Genomic DNA, 23524 nt, shown 5'->3' on the forward strand with positions numbered 1-23524 from the left:
ACCGCTTGCCCTTCGGCCCCTCCGCCGCCAGCTCCCGCAAGGCCGCATTGGCGATGGTGAGCTTGGCGAAGGTCCAGCCGCCGCTGGCGGCCTCGATCTCCTCGATGGCCTTGGCGGCGCTCTCCACGGTCTCGCGGCGCAGGGCCGCCCAGGAGGCGACGCTGGCCCGGGCGCGGGCGGGGTCGGCGCCGGCGTCGGACGAGCCGGCGAAGGCCATGATCGCCCGGGTGACCGCCGCCTGTTCGGCCAGCAGGTCTTCCAGCAGCCGGCGCACCGCCACCCGCTCGAAGGCGTCCCCGGCCGTGAAGCCGCCGGCTGCGGCGCGCAGCCGGTCGAAGGCGAAGCGCGCGCCAGTCTCGTAATAGAGCCTGGCCACCTGCGGCAGGGTCCAGCTCGAGGCCTCGGCCAGGTCGACCAGGTCGGCGGTGATGGTCAGGGGCTGCAGGCCGGCGACCTGGCGGGCCAGGGCCTCCGGCGCGCCGGCCGCGACCAGCTTGGCGGTCTGGGCCTCCAGCTGGCCCTGTTCCACCGGGGACAGGATGTCCGAACCCATTGCCTTGAGGGCGCTGGCGCCCGGGGCGTAGCGGTTGATCAGGGGCTGGACCTTCAGCCCCTCGCGGAAGGCCCGGCGGGCCAGCCAGAAGGTCTGGCCGCGCAGTGTGTAGGCCAGGCGGCGGAACAGCGCCATCTGGCCGGCGGCCGGGATCTGGTTGTCCAGCGCCGCCACCGCGTCCCACAGCCGGGGCAGGTCCAGCACCACCTTGGCCGCCTCATAGCCAGTGACGAAGGCCCGCGCGTCACAGGAGGCCGCCGCCATCAGCCGGGTGGGGAAGGAGGGGCCGCAACGATTGATGGCGTCATTGGCCACCACGGTGGCGATGATCTCGCGCCGCAGCCGGTGGCGCTTCAGCACGTCGGCGTATTTGCGCAGGCCCTTGGGGAAATAGCCTTCGAGGATCTGCTCGAACCAGGGATCGTCCGGCGCCGTGGAGGCCACCATGTCGTGGCTGAGCTCCAGCTTGCCATAGGCCAGCAGCATGGCCTCCTCCGGCCGGGTCAGGCCCAGGCCGGCGGCGGCGCGTTCTGCGATCACCGTGGCGTCGGGCAGGCCCTCGACGGCGCGGTCGAGCCGGCCCTCGGCTTCCAGCTTGGCCATCAACTGGGCGTGGGGCTCCAGCTCGCCCACCGTGTCCAGGTCCATCAGCGACAGGGCCAGGGTCTGGTCGGTGTTGTGGATCAGCACGTGGGCCGCGACGTCCGGAGTCATGGACCGGAGCAGCTTGTCGCGGCTGGGCCGGGTCAGGACCCCGGTGCGCTCCAGCACCCCGGTGGCGATCTTGATATTGACCTCGTGGTCGGAGGAATCGACCCCGGCCGAATTGTCGATAGCGTCGGTGTTGATCTTGCCGCCGATCCCTCCGGCGCCCTTGAGCGCGAACTCGATGCGGCCGGCCTGGGTCAGGCCGAGATTGGCCCCTTCGCCGACCACCTTGACCCGCAGCTCGGCGCCATTGACCCGGCTGGCGTCATTGGCCTTGTCGCCGACCTCGGCGTGGCTCTCGCCCTTGGCCTTCACATAGGTGCCGATGCCGCCGAGATAGAGCAGCTCGGCGGGCGCCTTGAGGATGGCCGTCATCAGTTCGGCCGGGGTCACCGTCTCGGCCTTGATCTCCAGCAGCGCGCGGATTTCGGGGGTGAGCTCGATGGCCTTCTGGCTGCGCGGGAACACCCCGCCGCCTTTGGAGATCGCCTTGCGGTCATAGTCGTCCCAGGACGAACGGGGCAGGGCGAACATCCGCGCGCGCTCGGCGTAGGAGGCCGCCTCATCCGGATCGGGATCGACGAAGATATGGCGGTGGTCGAAGGCGGCCAGCAGCCGGGTGTGGGTCGACAGCAGCATGCCGTTGCCGAACACGTCGCCGGACATGTCGCCGACGCCCACCACCGTGAAGGGCTGCGACTGGATGTCCTTGCCCAGTTCGCGGAAGTGACGCTTCACCGCTTCCCAGGCGCCGCGCGCCGTAATGCCCATGACCTTGTGGTCATAGCCGGCCGACCCGCCGGAGGCGAAGGCGTCGCCCAGCCAGAACCCGTAGGATTCGGCTATGCCATTGGCGATGTCGGAGAAGGTCGCCGTGCCCTTGTCGGCGGCGACCACCAGATAGGGATCATCCCCGTCATGGACGACGACATGGTCCGGATGCACCACCTTGCCGTCGGGGGTGAGATTGTCGGTGATATCCAACAGGCCGTTGAGGAAGGTCCGATAGGCGCGGATCCCCTCGGCCCGCACGGCGTCGGCTGAGCCGGCCTTGGGCAATTGCTTGGGATAGAAGCCGCCCTTTGAGCCCACCGGCACGATCACCGCGTTCTTGACCTGCTGGGCTTTCACCAGCCCCAGCACCTCGGTGCGGAAGTCGTCGCGGCGGTCGGACCAGCGCAGGCCGCCCCGGGCCACCGGGCCGAAGCGCAGGTGGACGCCCTCCACATGGGTCGCCGAGACGAAGATCTCGCGGAACGGCTTGGGGGCCGGCAGGTCGGCCAGTTCCCCGGAGGCGACCTTGAAGCTGATATAGGGCCGGGGCGTCCCGTCGGCGGCGGGCTGGTAGTAGTTGGTGCGCAGGATCGCGCCCACCAGCAGGGCCAGGCGGCGCAGGACCCGGTCCTCGTCCAGGCTGTCGACCAGCTGCAGGGCCTCGACGATCTCGCCCATGACGGCGGCGGCCTGCTTGCGTCGCTCATCCAGGTCGGCGCGGATCGCCGGGTGGAACTTGGTGCGGAACAGGTCGAGGATCAGCCGCACCACGCCGGGATGGTTGGCGAGCGCCGCCTCCTGCACCCTCTGGCTGGGGTCGAGGCCGGATTGCTGGCGGTAGCGGGCCAGCGCCCGGATCAGGGCCGCGTCGCGCCAGGAGATCGACAGCTCCAGCACCAGGCGGTTGAAGCCGTCATTCTCGCTGCGACCGTCCCAGACGGCGATGAAGGCCTCCTCGAAGGCCTGTTTCACATCGGCGAACACCAGGTGCTCGCCGCGCTCGTCCAGCAGGTCGAAGTCATGGACCCAGACCGGCGGGGCGCCTGGCCGGGTGACCGGGAATCCGGTCTCGACCATGGCCTTCAACCCCATGTTCTCCAGCACGGGCAGGACGTCGGCCAGGGGTGCGGGCTCGCCCGGACGATAGAGCTTGAAGCGGAACTGGGTCTTGCCGTCGCCCAGGCCGCGATAGGCGCGGACCTGGATGCCGTCGCCCGGTCCATGGGCCTCGATCACCGCCAGGTCGGCCAGGGCCTCTGTGGCGTCATAGCGGTCGCGATAGCCGGCCGGGAAGGCCTGGCCATAGCGGGCCAGGACGTCGGCGACCTGATCGCTGGAGCGGCCCGACAGCCGCACGGCGTCGCTGAACCGGTCCTCCCAGGTGCGGGCGGCGGCCGCGATCTGGGTCTCCAGGGCCTTGAAGTCGGGAACCCGATGGTCGCCCGGCGTGAAGCCGATGATGAAATAGACCCGCGCCAGGGGGGTGTCGGAGAAATAGGGGTAATAGGCCGAGACCCGGCCGCCATAGGCCTTGGCCAACATCTCGCCGGCCCGGGCCCGCAGGCCGGAATCATAGCGCTCGCGCGGCACATACATCAGCACGGCGGCGAAGCGGTCATAAGGGTCGCGGCGCTCGAACAGCCGCACGCGCGGGCGGTCGTAGAGGTGCAGCACGCCCAGCGCCAGGTCCTTGAGCTCCTCCTCGGTGGTCTGGAACAGCTCGTCGCGCGGATGGTTTTCGAGGATGTTCTTCAGCCGCTTGGCGTTGTGGCTGCCCGGCTCGGCGTGGGCCCGGGCCAGGACCCATTCGACCTTGGCGCGGACCAGCGGCACCTCGGTGGCCGGCTGGTCATAGGCCTCGGAGGTGAACAGGCCGACGAAGCGGATCTCGCCCGAGGGCTTGCCGTCGGCGCCGTACCGCTTGATCCCGACATAGTCCATGTAGCCGCGCCGATGGACGCGGGAGCGGACATTGGATTTCGCCACCACCACCATGGGATCGGCCAGCCGGTTGCGGATCTGGGCCGAGAGCACGGCGGGCTCGGAGGAGCGGCGCAGCACCGTGCGGGCCGGATCGCGCAGCACGCCCAGCCCGTCCTGGGGCTGATAGAGCGGCTCCTCCGGGGCGTAGTCGCCATTGGGCAGGCGCGGGTACTCATAGACCCGGGCGCCCAGATAGACGAAGTGCTCGTCCTTCAGCCAGGACAGGAAGGCGACGTCCTCGTCGCGCCGGGCGGCGGCCTTGCCGGTCAGGGGCAGGGCCTTCACCTCGCTGACCGTGCGGCCCATCAGGGCCAGCATGGCGGGGAAATCATCGACGGCGGCGCGGACATCGGCCAGCGACGCCTTCAGCCCGGCGATCAGGGCCGCCTCGCGGTCGGCGCCGACCCGGTCCAGCATCACCTGAATCATGGATTCCCGGTGCGGCGCGCCGGCCTCGGTCGCCTCAAGGCGGACGCCCTTGCGGTCGCGGCGGACCTCGACGACCGGGTGGAACATGGCGCGGACCGACAGGCCCTGTTCGGTGATCTCGCCCATCACGCTGTCGACCAGGAAGGGCGCGTCGTTCTGGACGATCTCCAGCCGGTCCAGTCCCTGGGCCATGGCGACCAGGCGGATCGTGGGGCCCGCCCCCTTGCGCTGGGCGCCGAAGGCCCAGAAGTCGACGAGGCTGGCGGCCAGATCCTCCGGCGTCAGCTCCGGCAATTCGTCGGGGACCAGGTCGCGGCCGGCCTCGGCGATGAAGTCGCGCGCGGCCTCGCTGTCCGGGGTCTGGGCGAAGGCGGCCTTCAGCGCCTTCACGGCGGCGGCGTGGGTGTGGGCTTTGGCGGCGGCGGTCATGGGGCGGTCTCGCGATGGGCCTCAGACGCGAGAACGCCGCCGGAGGAGAGTGTCCGGCGGCGTGTGGTCCCGCCTTTGGGGGGAGGCGGAACACTCGGTACTTGCGGCGCCCGGGGGCTGTATTGGCGGGCGGCGCTAAGTCGGGACTCGCCCGAGCCCAACTCAGATAGGAAGTAAGCGGCCAAGTTTAAGACCCCTGTGTTGTGTCGTCTTCACGCTTGCGTGACGTCATGGTCAAGCTTGGGGGCTGGACCCTCGTCGGGACTGACCGGTGTCTTGCGGTCCTTGAGCTTGTCGGGGCTGCCATTGGCCGAGAGCAGCACCGCCACCCAGCGGGCGCCGTCGAACTGGGCGCAGACCACCATGGCGATCACCGTCAGCGGCGTGGACAGGAACATGCCCGGCACGCCCCAGACCGCGCCCCAGAAGGCCAGCGACAGCAGCACCACGACCGGGTCGATGTTCAGGCTGTCGCCCTGCATCCGCGGCAGGATCACATTGCCGACCACGAACTGGATGGTCTGCAGCACGCTGATCAGCACGATCGCCTGCCAGACGGTGTCGTACTGGACGAGGGCGAACAAAGGCGGCGCCAGAATGCCGATCGCCCCGCCAATGATCGGGATGTAGGAGGCGATGAAGATCAGGAAGGCCCAGAACACCGCGTTCTCCAGCCCCAGCAGGGCCATCACCGCCCAGGAGGCCACGGCGATCATCAGGCCGGTGACGGTCTGGACCCAAAGATACTGTTCGACCCCGTCGCGGATGCGGCTGAAAGCCTCCATGGCTTCGTGGCGCTGGGCGCGGTTGCCCGACAGATTGACCAGCTTTCGGTCGAAGGACCGGCGCGAGGCCAGGATGAAGCCCAGATAGATCAGGATGAAGATGGCGTTGGAGGCGAAGGTCTGGAAACCCTTGGCCACGTCGCCCAGATATTTCGACGGATTGAGCCGGGTGATCAGCTCATCGACGGTCGGCGCCACGTCCAGGTGGGCCAGGCCGGCGCCCCGGGCGATCAGGGCGTTGAGCTTGGGCAGATAGGTGACCAGCTTGGCCGCGAAGCTCGAGGCGTTGTCGCCGATCACGAACACTGCGGCGCCGAACAGCACGATCGACAGCACGATGGCGATCGGCATGGCCGAGGCCTTGGAGATCCAGGTCACCCGGCGTTCCAGCACCCGGGCGAAACCGTCGATGACGATGGCCAGGAACAGGGCCATGGCCGGCGGGGTCAGGATGTCAGCCAGGGCGTAGATCGCGGCGCCGGCGGCGATCACCGCCAGGATGATCTGGGCGGGATGGGTGTGGGCGCTCGGCTTGGCGGCGGGCATGCGGTCTGTTTTTCCCCATCGCGGTGGCGGGCAGCGACAATGCAACCCGTTTCTAGACCGAGTCACCGGGCAAAAAGGCGGCTTTCTTTGGCGAATGGGCGCGTCGACGCGCACGGCCCGCCCCGTCGCCCCAGGGGGGACTCGAAAATCTTGCTCCGGAACCCGGGCTGGGCGGGGCGGGCAGTGGCGCCCAAGGGGGCGGACCGATAGCCTGGAGGCCTGTTGAATCGCGGGAGGTTTCCATGGCCGACGACGGTGTGCTGATCGGGTTCTCGGACCATCCTCAGAGCCTGCGGCTCGACCGCGCCAACCGCCATGGCCTGGTGGCCGGGGCCACCGGCACCGGCAAGACCGTCACCCTGCAGGCCCTGGCCCAGGGGCTGTCGGACGCCGGCGTCCCGGTGTTCTGCGCCGACGTGAAGGGCGACCTTTGCGGGGTGGCCGCAGCGGGCGCCCCCAATGAGAAGATGCTGGCCCGGGCGGCGGCCATGAACCTGACCCTGCATCCCGACGCCGCCCCGGTGGTGTTCTGGGACCTGTTCGGCGACCAGGGCCATCCGATCCGCGCCACGGTCTCGGAGATGGGCCCGCTGCTGATCGCCCGGATGCTGGAGCTCAACGACGTCCAGGAGGGGGTGCTGACGGTGGTGTTCCGCGCCGCCGACGACGAGGGCCTGCTGTTGCTCGACCTCAAGGACCTGCAGGCGGCCCTGTCCTACGCCTCCGAACACGCCGCCGAGCTGGGCGCCAAATACGGCAATGTCTCGGCCGCCACCGTCGCCACCATCCAGCGCAAGCTGCTGGTGCTCGAGGACCAGGGCGGCGCCAAGCTGTTCGGCGAGCCCGCCCTGGCGCTCTCCGACCTGATGCGCACCGACGGCGCGGGGCGCGGCTTCGTCAGCGTGCTGGCCGCCGACAAGCTGATCGCCAGCCCCAGGCTCTACGCCACCTTCCTGCTCTGGCTGTTGTCGGAGCTGTTCGAGGAACTGCCCGAGGTCGGCGATCCGGAGAAGCCCAAGCTGGTGTTCTTCTTCGACGAGGCCCACCTGCTGTTCCGCGACGCCCCCAAGCCCCTACTGGAAAAGGTCGAGCAGGTGGTGCGGCTGATCCGTTCCAAGGGGGTGGGGGTCTATTTCGTCACCCAGAACCCCGCCGACATCCCCGAGACCGTGCTGGGCCAGCTGGGCAACCGTATCCAGCATGCGTTGCGCGCCTACACCCCGGTCGAGCAGCGCGGCCTGCGGGCGGCGGCCGACAGCTTCCGGGCCAATCCGGCCTTCGACACCGCCGAGGCCATCCAGGGCCTGGGGGTCGGCGAGGCCCTGGTCTCGGTGCTGGATGAGCGCGGCGCCCCGACCATGGTCGAGAAGACCCTGATCCGCCCGCCCAATTCCAGGCTGGGTCCCCTGACCCCCGAGGAGCGGACGGCGGTGATCGCGCGCAGCCCGGTGAAGGGCCTCTATGACCAGGCCCTGGACCGCGAATCCGCCTTCGAGACCCTCAAGGCTCGCGCCGCCGCCGCGACGGAGGCGCAGGACGCGCCGGCTCCCAGGGCCGGCCGCGCCTCGGTTCCGACCACCCCGCGCGACGACCCGCCTGCGCCGCGCGCCCGCGCCTCCGGCCGCCAGACGGCGATGGAGGCCTTCGCCATCTCCATGGTCCGCACCATCGGGACCCAGGTTGGCCGCGAACTGATCCGGGGCGTCCTGGGGGGCTTGAGCTCCAACAGCCGCGGGCGTCGGCGCTGAGGCCTCAGTTCTCTTCCGCCAGGGCCAGCACATCGCGGACCATGGCCTCCAGCTGGTCGGCGCGGAACGGCTTGCGCAGCACCGGCCAGGCCACCTCCGCCGCCCCGTCGCCGAACCGGTCGCCGGCATAGCCGGTGGTCAGCAGGATCGGCAGGTCCGGGTCGCGGGCCGCCGCCGCCTGGGCCAGCTCCACCCCGCTCATGCCGCCGGGCATGACGATGTCCGACAGCATCAGGTCGAAGGCTTCACCGGCGATCAGGCGGCTGAGGGCGCCCCGGGCGTCCGGCTCGGCGGTCACTCGGCAACCCAGTTCGGCCAGCAGGCTCTCGGTCACCGCCCGCACCGCCTCATCGTCCTCGACCAGCAGCACATGGGCGCTCAGCGCCGCCCCCGGTCCGGGCGGGTCCGGCGCCTCGGCCTCGGGCTCCGCCGTCCCCTCGGCCACCGGCACATAGAGGGTGACGGTCGCGCCCTCGCCCGGCGAACTGTCGATCGCCACCGCGCCGCCGCACTGGCTGATGAAGCCATAGACCTGGGCCAGGCCCAGGCCGGTGCCCTTGCCCACTTCCTTGGTGGTGAAAAAGGGTTCGAAGGCGCGCTGGATCACCTCGGGGCTCATGCCGGGGCCGGTGTCGGTCACCGAGATCGCCACATAGGGTCCTGCGCCGATCCCCTGGACTTCGCCGAGCTCCAGCTGGCGGCGCTGGGCGCGGACCGTCACCCGGCCACGGTCTCCCACCGCGTCGGCGGCGTTGACCACCAGGTTTAGCAGGGCGGCCTCGAACTGGGCCGGATCCAGGCGCGCGGCGCCGACCTCGGGCTCCAGCTCCAGGGAGAGCTCCACCCCGGCCCCCACGGCGCGCAGCACCAGGGGTTCGGCCTGGGCGATCAACCGGCTGAGGTCGACGATCTCGGGCTTCAGCTCCTGACGCCGCGCGAAGGCCAGTAGTTGACGGGTCAGGCGCTCGCCCCGGCGCCCCGCCGACAGGGCCGCCTCGGCCAGGCGGGTGACCCGCTCGGTGTCGGCCGGCCGCTTGAGGATCATGTCCAGCCCGCCGATGATCACCGTGAGCAGGTTGTTGAAGTCGTGGGCCACCCCGCCGGTCAGCCGACCCAGCGTCTCCAGCCGGTGGGCCTGGGCCAGGGCCGCCTCGGCCCGGGCGCGTTCCTCCAGGCTCTCCTGCAGCTCGCGGGTGCGATCGGCCACCGCCGCCTCCAGGTCGCTGCGCGCCGCGACGATCTCGGTGATGTCGGAGGAGGAGCCGAACCAGCGCCGCACCGCGCCGTCCTCCTCGCGCACCGCCGAGGCCCGGCCGCTGAACCAGCGCCACGCCCCGTCATGCCGGCGGATCCGATATTCGACGTCGAACGCCGCCGTCCCGGCGATGGCCGCCGCCCAGGCGGCGCGGACCGGGTCGCGGTCGTCGGGGTGGATCGCCTCCAGCCAGCCGTCACCCCGGTGCTGCTCGGCGGGGACACCGGTATAGGCCACCCACTGCGGGCTCAGATAGTCGCAGAACCCGTCCACCCGGTTGGACCACAGGAGCTGGGGCAGGGAATCGACCAGGGCGCGGACCCGGGCCTCGCCGCTGCGCAGAGCCTGTTCCGCCGTCCGCCGCTCGGTGACGTCGACACAGGCGCCGATATAGCCCGTGAACGTCCCGTCGGCGTCGAAGGAGGGCGAGGCCACCTCATCCAGCCAGCGGTGCTGGCCCTGGGCGTTGCGCAGCCGATATTCGATCCTCAGGGTCTGGCGTTGGTCAAACCCCTGAGCGTAGTTGACGAGCAGCCGCTCCAGGTCCTCGGGATGGACGCCCTCGGACCAGCCTCGTCCCAGTTCGGCCTCCAGGGCCCGGCCGGTGAAGGCCAGCCACGAGGCGTTGAACCAGGTGGCCCCCAGCCTGGGCCCGCTCATCCAGATCATCACCGGGGCGGCGTTGGCGATGTGCTCGAACTGGTCGCGGCTGCGCCGGGCGACGGCCTCGGCCTCGCGTTGCGCGGTCACGTCCCGGAAGGTCACCGCCACTCCATCGGCGAGCGGCAGGGCCGAAGAGCGCATCCAGCGCTCCTGGCCGTCGATCACCCGGCGCACCTCGATGTCGTCCGGCCCGCCCGCGCTCAGGGCCGCCGACAGGCGGCGCACCATGTCGGCGCCGGTCTCGTCGGGAAACACGTCCAGCACCCGGCGGCCGGTCAGCCCCCCCTTGGCCCCCGGCGTGGTGCGGTCGGCGGCGGTGTTGGCGTAGATCCAGGTGAAGTCGACGATCGCGCCGTCCGTGCGCACCGGCTCCAGTATGACGAAGGCGTCCAGCGCCTGGGCCTGGACGATGGCCAGGCGTTCCTCGATCACCGCGCCGCGCAGCAGGGCCTGGCGCAAGGCCGTGGCCAGCCAGACCGTCAGTCCGCCGGTGACCGCGAACAGCCCAAGCTGGATGCGCTCGGTCCGCCACAGCTCGGCGGCGCTCTCATCGTGCAGGAACAGGGTCCAGACCAGGCCGACGCTGGCCAGGGTCGCCGCGACGCCGCCCCTCGGGCCGGCGACCATGGCGGCGAACAATATGGCCGGGAAGAAGGCCATGAAATTGGGGGCGTTCTGCATGAACATCCCCGCTGCGCCCCGCACCAGGGCCGCAGCCGCGACCGCCGCGAGGGCGGCCGCATAGGCGACGGCGGGACGTTCAAGAACAGTCGAGAACCGCCCCGCCCATCGTGCGCTCATGATGCAGACGTCCCCCGACCCCCGAGCTCAACCCAATGAGCCCCTAAGCCGGGGGAACGCGCAAGCCTGCGGCGCGTTCCGCGCGTTTAGCGCGGCGCCATCCGAATGGCGCCGTCCAGGCGGACGTCCTCGCCGTTGAAATAGGCGTTGGTGATCATGGTGAGGGCCAGCTGGGCGTATTCCTCGGGATTGCCGAGACGCTTGGGATGCGGGACCTGGGCGCCCAGGGCGGCCTTCACCGCTTCCGGCGCGGCGGCCAAGAGCGGGGTGTTGAAGATGCCCGGCAGGATGGTGTTCACCCGGATGGCGTCGTTCGACAGGTCGCGGGCGATGGGCAGGGTCATGCCGACCACGCCGCCCTTGGACGCCGAATAGGCCGCCTGCCCGATCTGGCCATCCTCGGCCGCGACGGAGGCGGTGTTGACGATCGCGCCGCGATCGCCGTCCTCGGTCGGGTCCAGGGTCAGCATGCCGGCCGCCGACTTGGCGATGCAGCGGAAGGTGCCGACCAGGTTGATCTGGATGATGATGTTGAAGGCGTCGAGCGGGAAGTGCTTGATCGCGCCGGTGGTCTTGTCGCGGCTGGCGGTCTTGATGGCGTTGCCGGTGCCGGCGCAATTGACCAGGATGCGTTCCTGGCCGATGGCGGCGCGGGCCTTGGCGAAGCCGGCGTCGACCTCTTCTTCCGAGGTCACATTGACCTTGCAGAACACGCCGCCGAGTTCCTTGGCGACCGCTTCGCCCTTGGCTTCGTTCATGTCGAAGATGGCGACCTTGACGCCTTGGGCGGCCAGGGCCCGGGCGGTGGCTTCGCCGAGGCCAGAGGCGCCGCCGGTGATGACGGCGGAAATGGAGGAATCGAGTTTCATGGACGCTGCGCTCCCGTTCTCGGTTAAAGTGCTCAAACCGTTCGAAGCCGAGCCTTTAGCCCGATGAGCGCCGCTCCAAAAGACTCACGCCACGTCAAGGGCGGCGGAATCGACCCCGCCGGGGCCCTCGACCCCTCCCGGGCGCTGATTCCGGCGGTGGTCCAGGTCAATGAACGCCGGGTCGCCGAGGGCTTCTGGCCCAAGCTGCGCAAGGTGGCGACCCAGATCCCCTTCGCCGCCGACCTGATCTCGGTCTGGTACTGCGCCCGTGATCCGCAGACGCCCGTGGCCGCCAAGGGGCTGATGATGGCGGCGCTGGCCTATTTCGTGCTGCCCACCGACGCGATCCCGGATTTCCTCGGCGTGATCGGCTTCACCGACGACGCCGCCGTGCTGGCGGCGGTGATCGCCCTGGTCGGCAAGAACCTGAAGCCGGCGCACAAGGACGCCGCCCAGGCGCTGCTGGCGAAGCTGGCGGGAGAGCCCTAGGCGGGGCTCAGGCCACCCGGGTCGTGCGCTGCTTGATGCCGGCCACGGTCTTCAGCAGGCGCAGCGCGGCGGCGGCGGACAGGGTTGTGGGGTCGAAGGCCTGGCGCTGGGCCAGCGTCGTCAGGATCGCGTCGTCGGTCGCGCTGATGCGGCGCGCGCACATGTCCCAGTCCCCGAACTCACGCTGCTCGGCCGGCCCGGCCGAGAGCACGCGGCTGTCGGCATGGCGCGGGTCGTTGAGGATGCGCTGATAGGTGGTCATCACCGCCTGGGCCGGGCCCTCCAGCGCCTGGACGAACCAGCCCTCGTGAGCCAGCAGCAGGCCGGTCACGCCCACCAGGGCGTTGTTCAGCGCCGAGGTCAGGACAATGGCTTCGACCTCGGCGTCGACATCGACGCCAGGGCCGAACTTCTGGCGGCTCGAATAGAGCAGGCGGTGCAGCGAGCGGCTGCTGGAAATCGCTTCGGACATTGGCGGCAGCTTGCGCCTAGGGTGGCTAACAAATCGCCTATGTCCTCAGGGGTGGGATCAACCCCGCCGACCAAGCCGTTCGTCTGAACAGAAGTTCACTTGCGTTGTCTGCGGCTTAGCCTAGGCCAGCGCGCTCTCTTGTCGCACGGGATGGACCGCATGCTGTCGAAATGGATCGCCGCCCTCGCGGCCCTGGGCCTGATCAGCCTGGCCTCAACCGCCCGCGCGGAAACGCCCGGCGAACTCCAGGCTTTGCTGGCCTCGGCCATGGCGGAGGGCCAGGTCCCGGCCATGGGCGCGGTGGTGATCCGAGACGGCAAGGTCGAGGCCGTGGCGGTGCGCGGCGTCCGGCGCGCCGATCAGCCGGCGGCGGTCCGGCTCGATGACCGCTGGATCATCGGATCCACCGCCAAGCCGCAGACGGTGGCCCTGATCGCGCGCCTGGTGGATCGCGGGGTGCTCAGCTGGGACGCGCCGCTGGCCAAGATGCTGCCGGACCTGGCCAGCGGCATGCGTCCGGAATACCGGACCGTGACCCTGGTCCAGCTCCTGTCGCACCATGCCGGCCTGCCGGAGAACCTCACCGACCTGAGCCTCTTCGACGGCTACTTCAAGGATCGGCGACCGCTGGCCGCCCAGCGCCTGGACTATATCGTCCGCGCGCTCGCCGAGGCCCCGGCCTATGCGCCGGGGACAGATTTCGGCTACAGCAACACCGGCTTCCTGATCGCCGCCCTGGTCGCCGAGCGCGCGACCGGCAAGACCTATGAGACCTTGATCCGCCAGGAGGTGTTCGCGCCGCTCGGCATGACCACGGCCGGATTCGCGGCTACCGGCCCGGGCCAGCCCATGGGCCATGACAAGGGCGCGCCGGTCGGGCCCAGCAATCCCGACATGTTCGCCCCCGCCGGCAATCTGCACATGAGCCTGGGCGACTGGGCGAAGTTCAACCTCGACCAGCTGGCCGGCGCCCGGGGCCATGGCCGCCTGCTGTCGGCGGCCTCCTACAGGTTGATGCAGAGCGCCCAGCCCAACGGAACCGGTGGCCTGGACTGGGGCCTGCAGCCGGCCATCGCCGGACGCCAGGGACCGGTGATGGTGCATGGCGGCTCGGACGGCTTCTGGTTCGCCTATGTCGTGCTGTTTCCCGGAACCGGGAACGGCGCCCTGGTGATCGACAACGCCTCGGCGGAGATGGGCGGCGACGCGGCGGCCCGGACCGTGCTCAAGGCGCTTCTGACAGGGCTCGCTCCACCGCTATAGCTGCGCGGGCCTGCTTCACCGCCACCTGCTCGCGCCAGGTGATGAACAGGGTCGAGACCACCACGACGCCGGCTCCGATCATCGTCGGGAGGCCGGGGATCTCGTGGAACAGGACGAGGCCGGCCAGGGTGGTGAACACCAGCCGGATATAGTCGATCGGGGCCATGGCCCCGGCGTCGCCGATCGACATGCCCTGGATGTAGCAGGCCTGGGTCACCGTCCCCATCGCCCCCATCACGCAGAGCAGGACGAGGTCCATGGGCGCCGGCCAGCGCCAGGCCAGGACGGCGCCGGGCAGGGCGAAGATCAGGCCGAGGCTCGCGGCCCAGACCAGCAGCACGGTGGGCGAATGGTCCCGCGTCATCACCTTCATGCCGGTGATGGTCAGCGCGAACAGGAAGGAGGAGGCCAGCATGGCCAGCGCCGGCAGGCCGATGGCGAAATGGCCGCCTGCGCCGGGCCGCACCATGATCAGCACGCCCAGGAACCCGACCAGGGCCGCGCCGATCCGCAAGGGTCCGACCTTTTCACGCACCACGAAGGCGGCCAGCGGCACCAGCCACAGGGTCCGGGTGAACGACAGCGCATTGGCGTCGGCCAGCGGCATTTTCTGGAAGGCGTAGAAGGACAGGATCAGGCCGATGGTGCCGGCGCTGGACCGGAACAGCAATATGCCGGGCCGGGTGGTGGCGAAGGCCGCGCCGCGGTGGCGGGCGATGACCGGCAGCAGGATCGCGAACCCCGCCGCCTGGCGATAAAAGGTCTGCAGGGCCGGCGGATAGTCTGCGCCCAGGAACTTCACGAGCGTGGTCATCACCGTGAAGGCCAGAGCCGAGGCCAGCATCCACAGGGCGCCCCGGACGTTGGGCGCGAGGCCTTCGGCCGGGGTGGTGGCGGTCACCCGGCGTCCGAGCCCGCCATCTGGGTCATGAAGGCCTCGCCGAAGATCTGGGCGAAGGGCGAGCCGGCTGTGGGATCCCAGCTGTGGCGGCCGCCGACGGTGATGCCGCCGTCCACCACCAGATGGATGCCGGACACGAAGGCGGCGGCGTCGGAGGACAGATAGAGCGCCGCCTGGGCGATATCGTCGGGCAGGCCGGCCTTGGGCACCGGCTGGGCGGAGGCGGCGTTCTGGGCGACCATGGCGGCCAGCTGGTCGGCGCCTTCGCGGGGCATGCCCATGGTGGCGCCGAAGATCGAGGTGGCGATCAGGCCCGGGCAGATGGCGTTGACCCGGATCTTCTGCGGCGACAGCTGGGCGGCGGCGCAACGGCTCATATGGATCACGCCGGCCTTGGCGGTCGAATAGGCGATGGGGCCGAAGCCCGCCTGCAGGCCGGCGATCGAGGCGGTGTTGACGATCGATCCGCCGCCGCGCTCCAGCATCAGCGGCACGGCGTGCTTCATGCCCAAGGCCGGGCCGCGCACCAGGATGTCGAAGATCCAGTTCCAGCCATCGGCGGTGACCTCGGTGATCGCCCCCATGCGGTCGGAGATGCCGGCGTTGTTGAACAGGATGTCGAGTCCGCCAAAGGCCTCCTTGGCCAGAGCCATGGTCGCGGCGATCTCGGATTCCTGGGTCACGTCGCAATGGGAATAGCGGACCTTGTCAGGGAAGCGCTTCTCCAGCATCGCCCCTTTTTCGTCCTGGATGTCGGCGGCGATGACGCGGGCGCCCTCGGCCACGAACAGCTCCACCGTCCCCAGGCCAATGCCCGAAACGCCGCCGGTGATGACCGCGACCTTACCGTCCAGACGACCCGCCATGATGTCTCCTCCCGACCCTTGTTTTCAGGTTATCGTTGATCACTAACTGCAGCCCGCCACGGCGTCGAGCGGGTTTGCGCCCGCCCGACCCGCGAATTCCGATCAGTCGACGGTGACGACGACCTTGCCCATGGCCTTGCGGCTGCCCAGGTGGGCGATGGCGTCGGCGCCCTTGGACAGGGGGAAGTGCTCGGAGACATAGGGCTTCACCTTGCCTTCGGCGTAGAGGGCCAGGAGGTCCTTGATCGACTGCTGGAACTTGTCCGGGTTCTTGGCGGTCCAGGACCCCCAGAACACGCCGACGATGTCGCAGCCCTTCAAGAGGGCCAGGTTCAGCGGGATCTTGGGAATCTCGCCGGCCGCGAAGCCGACCACCAGATAGCGGCCTTCCCAGGCGATGGAACGCAGGGCCGGCTCGGCATAGGCGTCGCCGATGGCGTCATAGATCACGTCATAGCCGTCCGCGCCGCCGGCTTCCTTGAAGAGGGCGCCCAGGGCCTTCTGGCCGTCACGGTCGAAGGGGCCGCGGCCATAGACCACGCCCGCGTCGGCGCCCCGGGCGATGGCCAGGTCGACCTTTTCCTGGCTGGAGCAGCCCGCCACGACGCGCGCGCCCATGGCCTTGCCCAGCTCGACGGCCGCCAGGCCGACGCCGCCTGCGGCGCCCAGCACCAGCATGGTCTCGCCGGCCTTCAGATGGGCGCGGTCGACCAGGGCGTGGAACGAGGTGCCATAGGTCATCAGGAAGGCGGCGGCTTCGTCGAAGGGCATGGCGTCGGGAATCTTGGTCAGCCGACCGGCCGGGACCAGGACTTCCTCGGCCAGGGCGCCATTGCCCATCTGGGCCAGGATGCGGTCGCCGACCTTGACGTTGGTGACGCCCTCGCCGATCGCCTTCACCACGCCGGAAAGCTCGCCGCCGGGGGAGAAGGGGCGTGGCGGCTTGAACTGGTACTTGTCCTCGATGATCAGCACGTCGGGGAAGTTGATGCCCACGGCCTTGACCGCCACCAGGGCCTGGCCCGGACCGGCCGACAGGGCGGGAACCTCTTCGAAGACCAGCGTCTCCGGCCCGCCCACGACCTTGCTCAACAACGCCTTCATGTCCGTCCTCCCAGTTCGAAATTCGAGTTTGGCGGACGCTATCTCAGCCTCGCGGCGGGCGGAAGGCCGGGGGCGAACATTTGTTTGAAGTGGTGGTCGGGGCCCTGCATTTGGAGGGCGGAAAGCCTTTGTATATATAGGGGGCTCTCCAGCCAGCGAGCATCCCCCTTGGGCGTCACCCTCGACCTAAAGCGCGTCTCCAAAAGCGCCCCGCAAAAGCCGAACCTTTCGGGCCTGACCCGCAAGGGGCTGGTCGAGACCCTGATCGCCGCCGACGTGGTGCGGGCTGACAAGGCCAAGATGCGGGCCAACCAGCTGTGGCGCTGGATCCACCACTATGGGGTCACCGATTTCGACGCCATGACCGACGTCGCCAAGGAGACCCGCGCGGCCATCGCCGAGCGCTTCAGCCTGGCCCGTCCCGAGGTGGTCGAGCGCCAGGTGTCCAGGGACGGCACCCGCAAGTGGCTGATCCGCATGGCCCCGGGGATCGAGGTCGAGACCGTCTATATCCCCGACGTCGGCCGGGCCGGGGCGCTCTGCGTCTCCAGCCAGGTCGGCTGCACGCTGAACTGCACCTTCTGCCACACCGGCACTCAGGCCCTGGTCCGCAACCTGACCGCCGCCGAGATCGTCGCCCAGGTGCAGATCGCCCGCGACGACCTGGAGGAATGGCCCAGTCCCAAGGAGGACCGCCGGCTCTCCAACATCGTGTTCATGGGCATGGGTGAGCCGCTCTACAATCTGGGCAACGTCGCCGACGCCATCGACATCATCGCTGACAATGAGGGCATCGCGATCTCGCGCCGCCGGATCACGGTCTCGACCTCCGGCGTGGTCCCAGAGCTTGAGGCGCTGGGAACCCGCACCCAGGCCATGCTGGCCATCTCGCTGCACGCCACCAATGACACGCTGCGCAATGAGCTGGTGCCGCTGAACAAGAAGTACCCGATCGCCGAGCTGATGGCCGGGATCCGGGCCTATCCGGGGCTCTCGAACGCGCGCCGGGTGACCTTCGAATATGTGATGCTCAAGGGCGTCAATGACAGTCCGGCCGAGGCCCGCGCCCTGGTCAATCTGCTCAAGGGCGTGCCGGCCAAGATCAATCTGATCCCGTTCAACCCCTGGCCGGGCTCCAGCTACCAGTGCTCGGACTGGGGGGCGATCGAGGCCTTCGCCGCGATCCTCAACCGCGCCGGCTACGCCTCGCCGATCCGCACCCCGCGTGGACGCGACATCCTGGCCGCCTGCGGCCAGCTGAAGAGCGAGAGCGAAAAGATGCGGGCCAGCGAAAGGCGCAAGCTGGAGGCCGCGGCTGAATAGCCTCCGGAGGCGAACTCCGTTGCCTCACGGGCGCGCGTCCATGTCTAAGTCAAACTTCTCCCCCGCCTGAACGGTCCCCCATGCCCAGCCAGCTCCAGTCCCCTGAAATCCAGGCCTTCGCTACGGGCTTCCCCCTCACCCTGATGCACGCGGGCGTGACGGTGCTGATCCTGTTCATGGGCAGCGCCCTCTATGTGCTGCTGACTCCGCACAAGGAGATCACCCTGATCCGCGAGGGCAATGCGGCGGCGGCCATCTCCCTGGGCGGCGTCATGCTGGGCCTGGCCATTCCGCTGGCGGTGTCGCTGACGGCCTCGACCTCGATCATCGAGATCGGCATCTGGGGGGCGGCCACGGTGATGGTCCAGCTCTTGATCTTCCGGCTGGTCGACCTGGTGCTGCGCGGCCTGCCCCAGAGGATCCAGGAGGGCGAGGTTTCGGCCGCGGCCCTGCTGGTCGGCGCCAAGCTCGCCACCGCCCTGATCCTCGCTGCGGCGGTCGCGGGCTGAGGGCGGAACGGCCGTGACGCCAGCGAAGTCGCGCTGATGCATTTCCCCAAGCTGCCCGACTGGCTGGTCTATGCCGCGGTGGTGCTGGGCCTGTTGATCGCCGCTGTCGGGCGTCAGGAACGGGCTGACGCCCCGCCCCCGCCCCCGCCGGTGCCGGGCGAGGAAGGCGTGCCGCTCGGCCCCGCTTCGCCTTTTGACCCCTCCGTGGTGGTCGATGTGCCGGGCAAGGCCGAGCCGGGCACCGGCACGGCCTTCTCCATCGCCGACCGGGGCGTCTGGGTCACGGCCCGCCATGTGGTCGAAGGCTGCAGCAAGGCCGCAATCGTGGTGGCCGAGGGCCGGGGCGTCGAGGCCACGGTGCATATCGATCCGCACAGCGAGGCGGCGATCCTGACCACCGAGGGCGGGGCTCCGCCCCTGCCGCTCGGCCTGGCGCTGAAGCTGCGGCGGGGCGACCGGGCCTATCATCCGGGTTTCCCCCAGGGCCATGCCGGCGAGGCGACCTCGCGGCTGCTGGGCCGCGAGAACCTGGTGGTGCGGGGCCGGGGCGCGCGCACCGAGCCGGTTCTGGTCTGGGCCGAGACCGGGCGCACCGATGGGCTGAAGGGCACCCTGGCCGGGTTGTCGGGGGCGCCGGCGCTCGACCGGGCCGGGCGGGTGATCGGGGTGACGGTGGCCGAGGCCCCGCGCCGGGGCCGGATCTACACCACCGCGCCGGAGACGCTGGCCGCGACGCTCAACGAGGCGCACGAACATCCGGCCGCCTTCGCCATGGGCGAGTCGGTCACCACCGACAATTACGGCCGGGTCGCCGACGCCTTGCGCCGTGACCTGCGGGTCGCCCAGGTGATCTGCCTGGCGACCGCGCCCGGGACCTAAGCGGCAGAGGCGGCTTCAGCGGCCAGCCGCGCTTCGCGCCGGGCATGGGCGCGGGCCAGAACCACGAACATCACCAGGGCCGGCAGGCCGATCAGCCCGGCGCCGACGAAGAACACCGCATAGGCCCCGAGCAGTCCATGGGCCGGGGTCAGGCCCTCGACGACCTCTCCCGAGAAGCCCTTCAGGAACTTGCCCAGCATGGCGTAGGTCGAGGACAGCAGGGCGTATTGGGTGGCGGTGTAACCCAGTCCCGTGAGGCTCGACATATAGGCCACCAGGGCGACGCCCGCGAAGCTCATGGCGAAATTGTCGCCGGCCATCACCGCGCTGAACACCCCCAGATTGGCCCCGGTGAGGCTGAGCAGGGCGAAGGCGGCCACCGCCAGGGGCTGCAGGATCGCGCCGATGATCAGGGTCGGGAAGAAGCCCAGGCGGATGGCGCTGACCCCGCCGGCGGCGATGCCGGCCAGGGCGGCGACCAGGCCGATCGAGCCGCGCACCGTCGCCACCATGTCCTTGGTGATGCCCAGGTCGTGATAATAGGGATTGGCCATCGGCCCCATGACGAAGTCAGGGATGCGATAGAGGGCCACGGCCACCAGCATCAGCAAGCCGAGCTCCTTGTGGGTGGCGAAGAAGTCGATGAATGGCCCGACCACGGCGTCGAAGAAGCCGCGCGGCGTCCACAAGGGCGCCTTGGACTTCAGGATCGTGTCGGCCCGTGTCGGCTCGAAGGCCTTCAGGGTCGCGAACAGGCCCACGGCCATGCACAGGCCCGCCGCGATGTAGGAATTGGCCCAGCCGACCCGGGCGGCGACCACCAGGATCAGGGCGTCGGTGGCCAGGAGGGCGGCGCGATAGCCCAGCTGGAAGGCCGAGGACAGCAGGCCAAGCTCTTCCTCGTCATCCGCCGCCTCGATCCGCCAGGCGTCGATGACGATGTCCTGGGTCGCTGAGGCGAAGGCCACGATCACCGCGAACATGCCGACCGTGGTCAGGCCGGCCCGGGGCCCGGTCAGGGCCATGCCGACCAGGCCCGCGCCAACCGCCAGCTGGGACAGCACCATCCAGCCCCGCCGCCGCCCGAGCCACTTGCCGAGGATCGGCGCGTCGAGGCGGTCGATCAACGGCGCCCAGAACAGCTTCATGGAATAGGCCAGGCCGACCCAGGACAGGAAGCCGATGGCCTTGAGCGTCGTGCCCTCTTCCCGCAGCCAGTAGCCGAAGGTGTTGCCGGTCAAGAGGAAGGGCAGGCCGGAGGAGAAGCCGAGCGCCAGCATGACCGCGATCTTGGGCTGGCGCAGGGCGGCCAGGACCTCGACGGCGGTGCGTCGGCGCTTGGGCGCGGGCGTGTCGGTCATCGGATTGGCTCCCCTGGGCGCGAGGCCCTGGGGCGGCCGGCGCGATCAGCCGAGCTTGGCGCGTGCCGGGGTCTGCGTCCAGCCGCCGCGGGACAGACGGCTGAGCACGGCGCGCAGGGCGTCGCTGGCCAGGGGCTTGACCAGGAAGTCGTCCATGCCGGCCTCGAGGCAGGCGTGGCGGTCGTCCTCGAAGGCGTTGGCGGTCAGCGCCACGACCGGGGTGGCGACGCCGAGGTCGCGCAGCCGCCGCGTGGTCTCCAGGCCCGACAGGCCCGGCATGCGCATGTCCATCAGGATCAGGTCGTAGCCGCCCACAGCCAGGGCGGCCAGGGCCTCCTCTCCGCCGGTCGCGTGATCGACCGTGCAGCCTTCGCGGGTCAGGAGGGTGCGGGCCAAGAGGGCGTTGATGGCGTTGTCCTCGACCAGCAGCACCCGGGCGCCAGGGGCGACCGCCGAGGCGACGCGCTCGTCCTCAGGTCCGGGCTTGCGGGTCTCATGGCCGGCGGCGGCCAGCACCCGCTCGGCGACCGAGGCGCGGCGCAGGGGCTTGATCAGATAGCCGGCGAAGCCCCGGGCCCGGTATTCGGCGATCCGGTTGCGCGCCTCGGGATTGATCAGGATCAGGGCCGGACGCGCATCCGGCGGGGCGGTGGGGGCCAGGTCATGGTCGACCAGCAGCACCTCGGCCGTCGCCGCGAGGTCGGTGGGGTCCGTGGCGATCAGGACCGTCCCGCCACAGGCCTCGATCTGGCGCCGCGCCGCTTCGGCGGTGATGGGATTGGCGGTGGCGACGCCGACGATGCGGCCTTCCAGGGCCTTGTCCAGCGTCGCGGGCGCATGGGGAATGGCGGCTTCGATCCAGAAGGCCGCGCCGCCGCCGGGGGCGGTGTCGACGCCGACCTCTCCGCCCATGGCGCTGGCCAGGGTGCGGGCGATGGTCAGGCCCAGCCCCGCCCCGCCCAGCTGGACGCTGTCATAGGCCGGATCGGCCTGGCCAAAGGCCTCGAAGATCTTCTCGCGGTGGGCGGCGCTGACGCCGGGGCCCGTGTCCTCGACCGTGAAGCGCAGGCGGCCGGGCGCGGGCTCGCCGACGCTGACCAACACCCCGCCCTTGGCGGTGAACTTGATGGCGTTGCCGGCGAAGTTCAGCAGGATCTGGCGCAGCCGACCCTCGTCGGCCAGGGCCTGGCCCATGCCGGCCGGCGCGGCCCAGGCGATCTCCAGTCCCTTTTCCTGGGCCCGGGGGGCGAGCAGCTCGCAGACCCCGCGCAGCAGGCCCTCGATCTCGAAGCGGGCCGGCACCAGCTCGACCTTGCCGGCGCCCAGCTTGGCGAAATCCAGCACGTCATTCACCAGGCCCAGCAGATGCTCGCCGGATTCCCGCAGGGCGGCGACATAGGTGCGCTGCTCGTCGGTCAGGCCGGTGCCCTCCAGCAGCCGGGCCATGCCCAGCACGCCATTGAGCGGCGTGCGGAACTCGTGGCTCAGAGAGGCCAGTTGCTCGGCGGTGACGCGGGGGTCGGGCTTGGTGCTCATCGACACCCGTTCTAGGGCGCCGGGGTTTAACGGCGGGTCAAACCTCGCGGCTGGACATTTCCCGGGCCAGGGCGATCAGGGCCTGGCGCGCGCCCGACCCGCCTATGCCGGCATAGGCTTCCAGCAGTTCCAGGGCGCCGGGGGTGGCCAGCGACTGCAACAGGGCCTCGGCGTCGCCGCCGTCGCCGCTCTCCTCGCCGACCAGCCAGCCGACGGTGGTGTCCAGCGCCTTGGCCACGGCCACCAGGGTCGAACCCGAGACCCGGTTTGCGCCGCGCTCATACTTCTGGACCTGCTGGAAGGTGACGCCGATGCGCCCGGCCAGGACCCCCTGGGTGAGACTCAGCGATTTTCGCCGCAAGCGGATGCGCGCGCCGATCGCCATATCGACGGGATCAGGGCTCAGTGCGTCATCTAGGGGCATAGGGCCTCCTCATTCCAGCATTCCGCATGCTTCAGGATTTCGACTGAACCATGGCGCTGGACGCCAAAGGGCGCGCAACGCTAGCTTGTTCGCCTTATGCGCGGGGCGCAAGACATGTCCGGGGACCCTGTCCTTCTGCTGACGCCGCGCGAGCGTGAATGCCTGCGCCTGGTGGACCGGCATCTCAGCTCCAAGCAGATCGCCCGCGAACTGGGCATGTCCAAGACCTCCGTCGACACCTATTGCGACCGCGCCCGGCGGAAGCTGGGGGCCGGAGACCGCTATGAGGCCGCCCGACGGCTGGCGGTTTTCGACCGCGATGTCCTGATCGCGTCAGGACAGGACCCGATCAGGACAGACAGCACCGGCGAGGTCAGGCTGCATGAGGCCGCAATAGGAGATGCGGCGCATGAACGACTGGGTTCGAAACCTGCTGGAGGTGAACTCCTCGGCCCTAGGGCAGATCGATCGCGACCATCGGTCAGCACTGCGGCGGGCCCTGGACCTGCATCAGGAGGTCGAGGCCTTCGAGCGGAACTGGCCAGCCAGGACCGCGAACGAGGTGGCGATGCCGGGCTTCAGCTGGAGCCAGCTGGAGCGCCAGCTGGCCGATCTGGCGGGCGACCCGATCAAGTCCGCCATGGCCCGGGACCTGGTGTCCGGAACCCGGAAGCTCTCACGCTTCAAGCCGCCGGAAATGGTCTTGCGGGAAATCCTCTGCATGACCTGGGCTCTGCTGGACGAGGGCTTTCAGCCGGACCCGGAGTCGGAAGCTGGGGAAACGCCCTAGGCCCCCTCGCCCGGCTGGGGATGATCGGCGCCATTGCGGTGCTGACCGCCCTGGCCTTCGGCGC

The 23524-nt window shown here is 69.9% G+C and carries 18 protein-coding genes and 1 pseudogene; 8 read left to right on the plus strand and 11 right to left on the minus strand.

Going from position 1 to position 23524, the window contains the following annotated elements:
* Window positions 1-4876: NAD-glutamate dehydrogenase (locus Q7P21_RS05520; protein ID WP_304176129.1), on the minus strand; the 4876-nt coding region annotated here is incomplete at its 3' end.
* Between the two features lie 212 nt (window positions 4877-5088).
* Window positions 5089-6207: an AI-2E family transporter gene (locus Q7P21_RS05525; protein ID WP_304166468.1), complete on the minus strand. Its 1119-nt coding sequence runs from the start codon at window positions 6205-6207 to the stop codon at window positions 5089-5091.
* A gap of 242 nt (window positions 6208-6449) precedes the next feature.
* Here Q7P21_RS05525 and Q7P21_RS05530 point away from each other — a divergent pair, with 242 nt between their 5' ends.
* Window positions 6450-7955, plus strand: a complete 1506-nt coding sequence (locus tag Q7P21_RS05530) for a helicase HerA-like domain-containing protein (protein WP_304176131.1) — start codon at window positions 6450-6452, stop codon at window positions 7953-7955.
* A 4-nt stretch (window positions 7956-7959) separates the two neighbouring features.
* Here the strand turns inward: Q7P21_RS05530 and Q7P21_RS05535 are convergent, their stop codons facing one another.
* Together Q7P21_RS05535 and Q7P21_RS05540 are read right to left on the minus strand one after the other, a co-directional pair.
* Window positions 7960-10674: a PAS domain-containing sensor histidine kinase gene (locus Q7P21_RS05535; protein WP_304176133.1), complete on the minus strand. Its 2715-nt coding sequence runs from the start codon at window positions 10672-10674 to the stop codon at window positions 7960-7962.
* 86 nt (window positions 10675-10760) lie between these two features.
* Window positions 10761-11543 carry an SDR family NAD(P)-dependent oxidoreductase gene (locus Q7P21_RS05540; RefSeq protein ID WP_304166475.1) on the minus strand — a complete coding sequence of 261 codons (783 nt, stop codon included), beginning with the start codon at window positions 11541-11543 and terminating at the stop codon, window positions 10761-10763.
* A gap of 63 nt (window positions 11544-11606) precedes the next feature.
* On the opposite strand from Q7P21_RS05540, the gene Q7P21_RS05545 reads away from it, so the two are divergent.
* The gene (locus Q7P21_RS05545; protein ID WP_304166478.1) at window positions 11607-12032 is read left to right on the plus strand and encodes a YkvA family protein; all 426 of its coding nucleotides are present in this window, start codon (window positions 11607-11609) and stop codon (window positions 12030-12032) included.
* A 7-nt stretch (window positions 12033-12039) separates the two neighbouring features.
* Here the strand turns inward: Q7P21_RS05545 and Q7P21_RS05550 are convergent, their stop codons facing one another.
* Window positions 12040-12504: a BLUF domain-containing protein gene (locus Q7P21_RS05550; RefSeq protein WP_304166481.1), complete on the minus strand. Its 465-nt coding sequence runs from the start codon at window positions 12502-12504 to the stop codon at window positions 12040-12042.
* A gap of 159 nt (window positions 12505-12663) precedes the next feature.
* Here Q7P21_RS05550 and Q7P21_RS05555 point away from each other — a divergent pair, with 159 nt between their 5' ends.
* A complete protein-coding gene (locus tag Q7P21_RS05555; protein WP_304176135.1) occupies window positions 12664-13767 on the plus strand; it encodes a serine hydrolase in 1104 nt (367 codons plus the stop codon).
* Here Q7P21_RS05555 and Q7P21_RS05560 read toward each other — a convergent pair.
* The 3 genes from Q7P21_RS05560 to Q7P21_RS05570 form a co-directional block, all read right to left on the minus strand.
* On the minus strand, window positions 13730-14668 hold the full coding sequence (locus Q7P21_RS05560) for a DMT family transporter (protein WP_304176137.1): 939 nt from the start codon (window positions 14666-14668) through the stop codon (window positions 13730-13732). The genes Q7P21_RS05555 and Q7P21_RS05560 overlap by 38 nt on opposite strands.
* A complete protein-coding gene (locus Q7P21_RS05565; RefSeq protein WP_304166488.1) occupies window positions 14665-15534 on the minus strand; it encodes an SDR family NAD(P)-dependent oxidoreductase in 870 nt (289 codons plus the stop codon). The genes Q7P21_RS05560 and Q7P21_RS05565 overlap by 4 nt, the downstream gene beginning before the upstream one ends.
* A gap of 102 nt (window positions 15535-15636) precedes the next feature.
* Window positions 15637-16638: an NADPH:quinone oxidoreductase family protein gene (locus tag Q7P21_RS05570; protein WP_304176139.1), complete on the minus strand. Its 1002-nt coding sequence runs from the start codon at window positions 16636-16638 to the stop codon at window positions 15637-15639.
* A gap of 168 nt (window positions 16639-16806) precedes the next feature.
* On the opposite strand from Q7P21_RS05570, the gene rlmN reads away from it, so the two are divergent.
* The 3 genes from rlmN (at window position 16807) to Q7P21_RS05585 (ending at window position 19349) form a co-directional block, all read left to right on the plus strand.
* Window positions 16807-17961: a 23S rRNA (adenine(2503)-C(2))-methyltransferase RlmN gene (gene rlmN / locus Q7P21_RS05575; RefSeq protein ID WP_304166493.1), complete on the plus strand. Its 1155-nt coding sequence runs from the start codon at window positions 16807-16809 to the stop codon at window positions 17959-17961.
* Between the two features lie 80 nt (window positions 17962-18041).
* Window positions 18042-18470 carry a DUF350 domain-containing protein gene (locus Q7P21_RS05580; protein ID WP_304166496.1) on the plus strand — a complete coding sequence of 143 codons (429 nt, stop codon included), beginning with the start codon at window positions 18042-18044 and terminating at the stop codon, window positions 18468-18470.
* Between the two features lie 36 nt (window positions 18471-18506).
* Window positions 18507-19349 (plus strand): serine protease, encoded by an 843-nt coding sequence (locus Q7P21_RS05585; RefSeq protein WP_304166499.1) that lies wholly within the window; start codon window positions 18507-18509, stop codon window positions 19347-19349.
* Here Q7P21_RS05585 and Q7P21_RS05590 read toward each other — a convergent pair.
* Genes Q7P21_RS05590 through Q7P21_RS05600 form a run of 3 tightly spaced genes read right to left on the minus strand, consistent with a single transcriptional unit; the run spans window position 19346 to window position 22670 of the window.
* Complete coding sequence (locus Q7P21_RS05590; RefSeq protein ID WP_304176141.1) at window positions 19346-20710, minus strand: MFS transporter; 1365 nt, start codon at window positions 20708-20710, stop codon at window positions 19346-19348. The genes Q7P21_RS05585 and Q7P21_RS05590 overlap by 4 nt on opposite strands.
* Before the next feature lie 45 nt (window positions 20711-20755).
* Window positions 20756-22246, minus strand: coding sequence for a response regulator (locus tag Q7P21_RS05595; protein ID WP_304176143.1), 1491 nt, complete (start codon window positions 22244-22246; stop codon window positions 20756-20758).
* A gap of 37 nt (window positions 22247-22283) precedes the next feature.
* On the minus strand, window positions 22284-22670 hold the full coding sequence (locus Q7P21_RS05600; RefSeq protein WP_304166509.1) for a helix-turn-helix domain-containing protein: 387 nt from the start codon (window positions 22668-22670) through the stop codon (window positions 22284-22286).
* A gap of 114 nt (window positions 22671-22784) precedes the next feature.
* Here Q7P21_RS05600 and Q7P21_RS20475 point away from each other — a divergent pair.
* Both Q7P21_RS20475 and Q7P21_RS05605 read left to right on the plus strand, forming a co-directional pair.
* A pseudogene (locus Q7P21_RS20475) lies at window positions 22785-22955 on the plus strand (response regulator transcription factor); the annotation flags it as partial.
* A gap of 124 nt (window positions 22956-23079) precedes the next feature.
* Window positions 23080-23460, plus strand: a complete 381-nt coding sequence (locus Q7P21_RS05605) for a hypothetical protein (RefSeq protein WP_304176145.1) — start codon at window positions 23080-23082, stop codon at window positions 23458-23460.
* Window positions 23461-23524: the final 64 nt, after the last annotated feature.

It is taken from the genome of Phenylobacterium aquaticum (genome assembly GCF_947378715.1).
GTDB classification, from domain to species: domain Bacteria; phylum Pseudomonadota; class Alphaproteobacteria; order Caulobacterales; family Caulobacteraceae; genus Phenylobacterium; species Phenylobacterium aquaticum_A.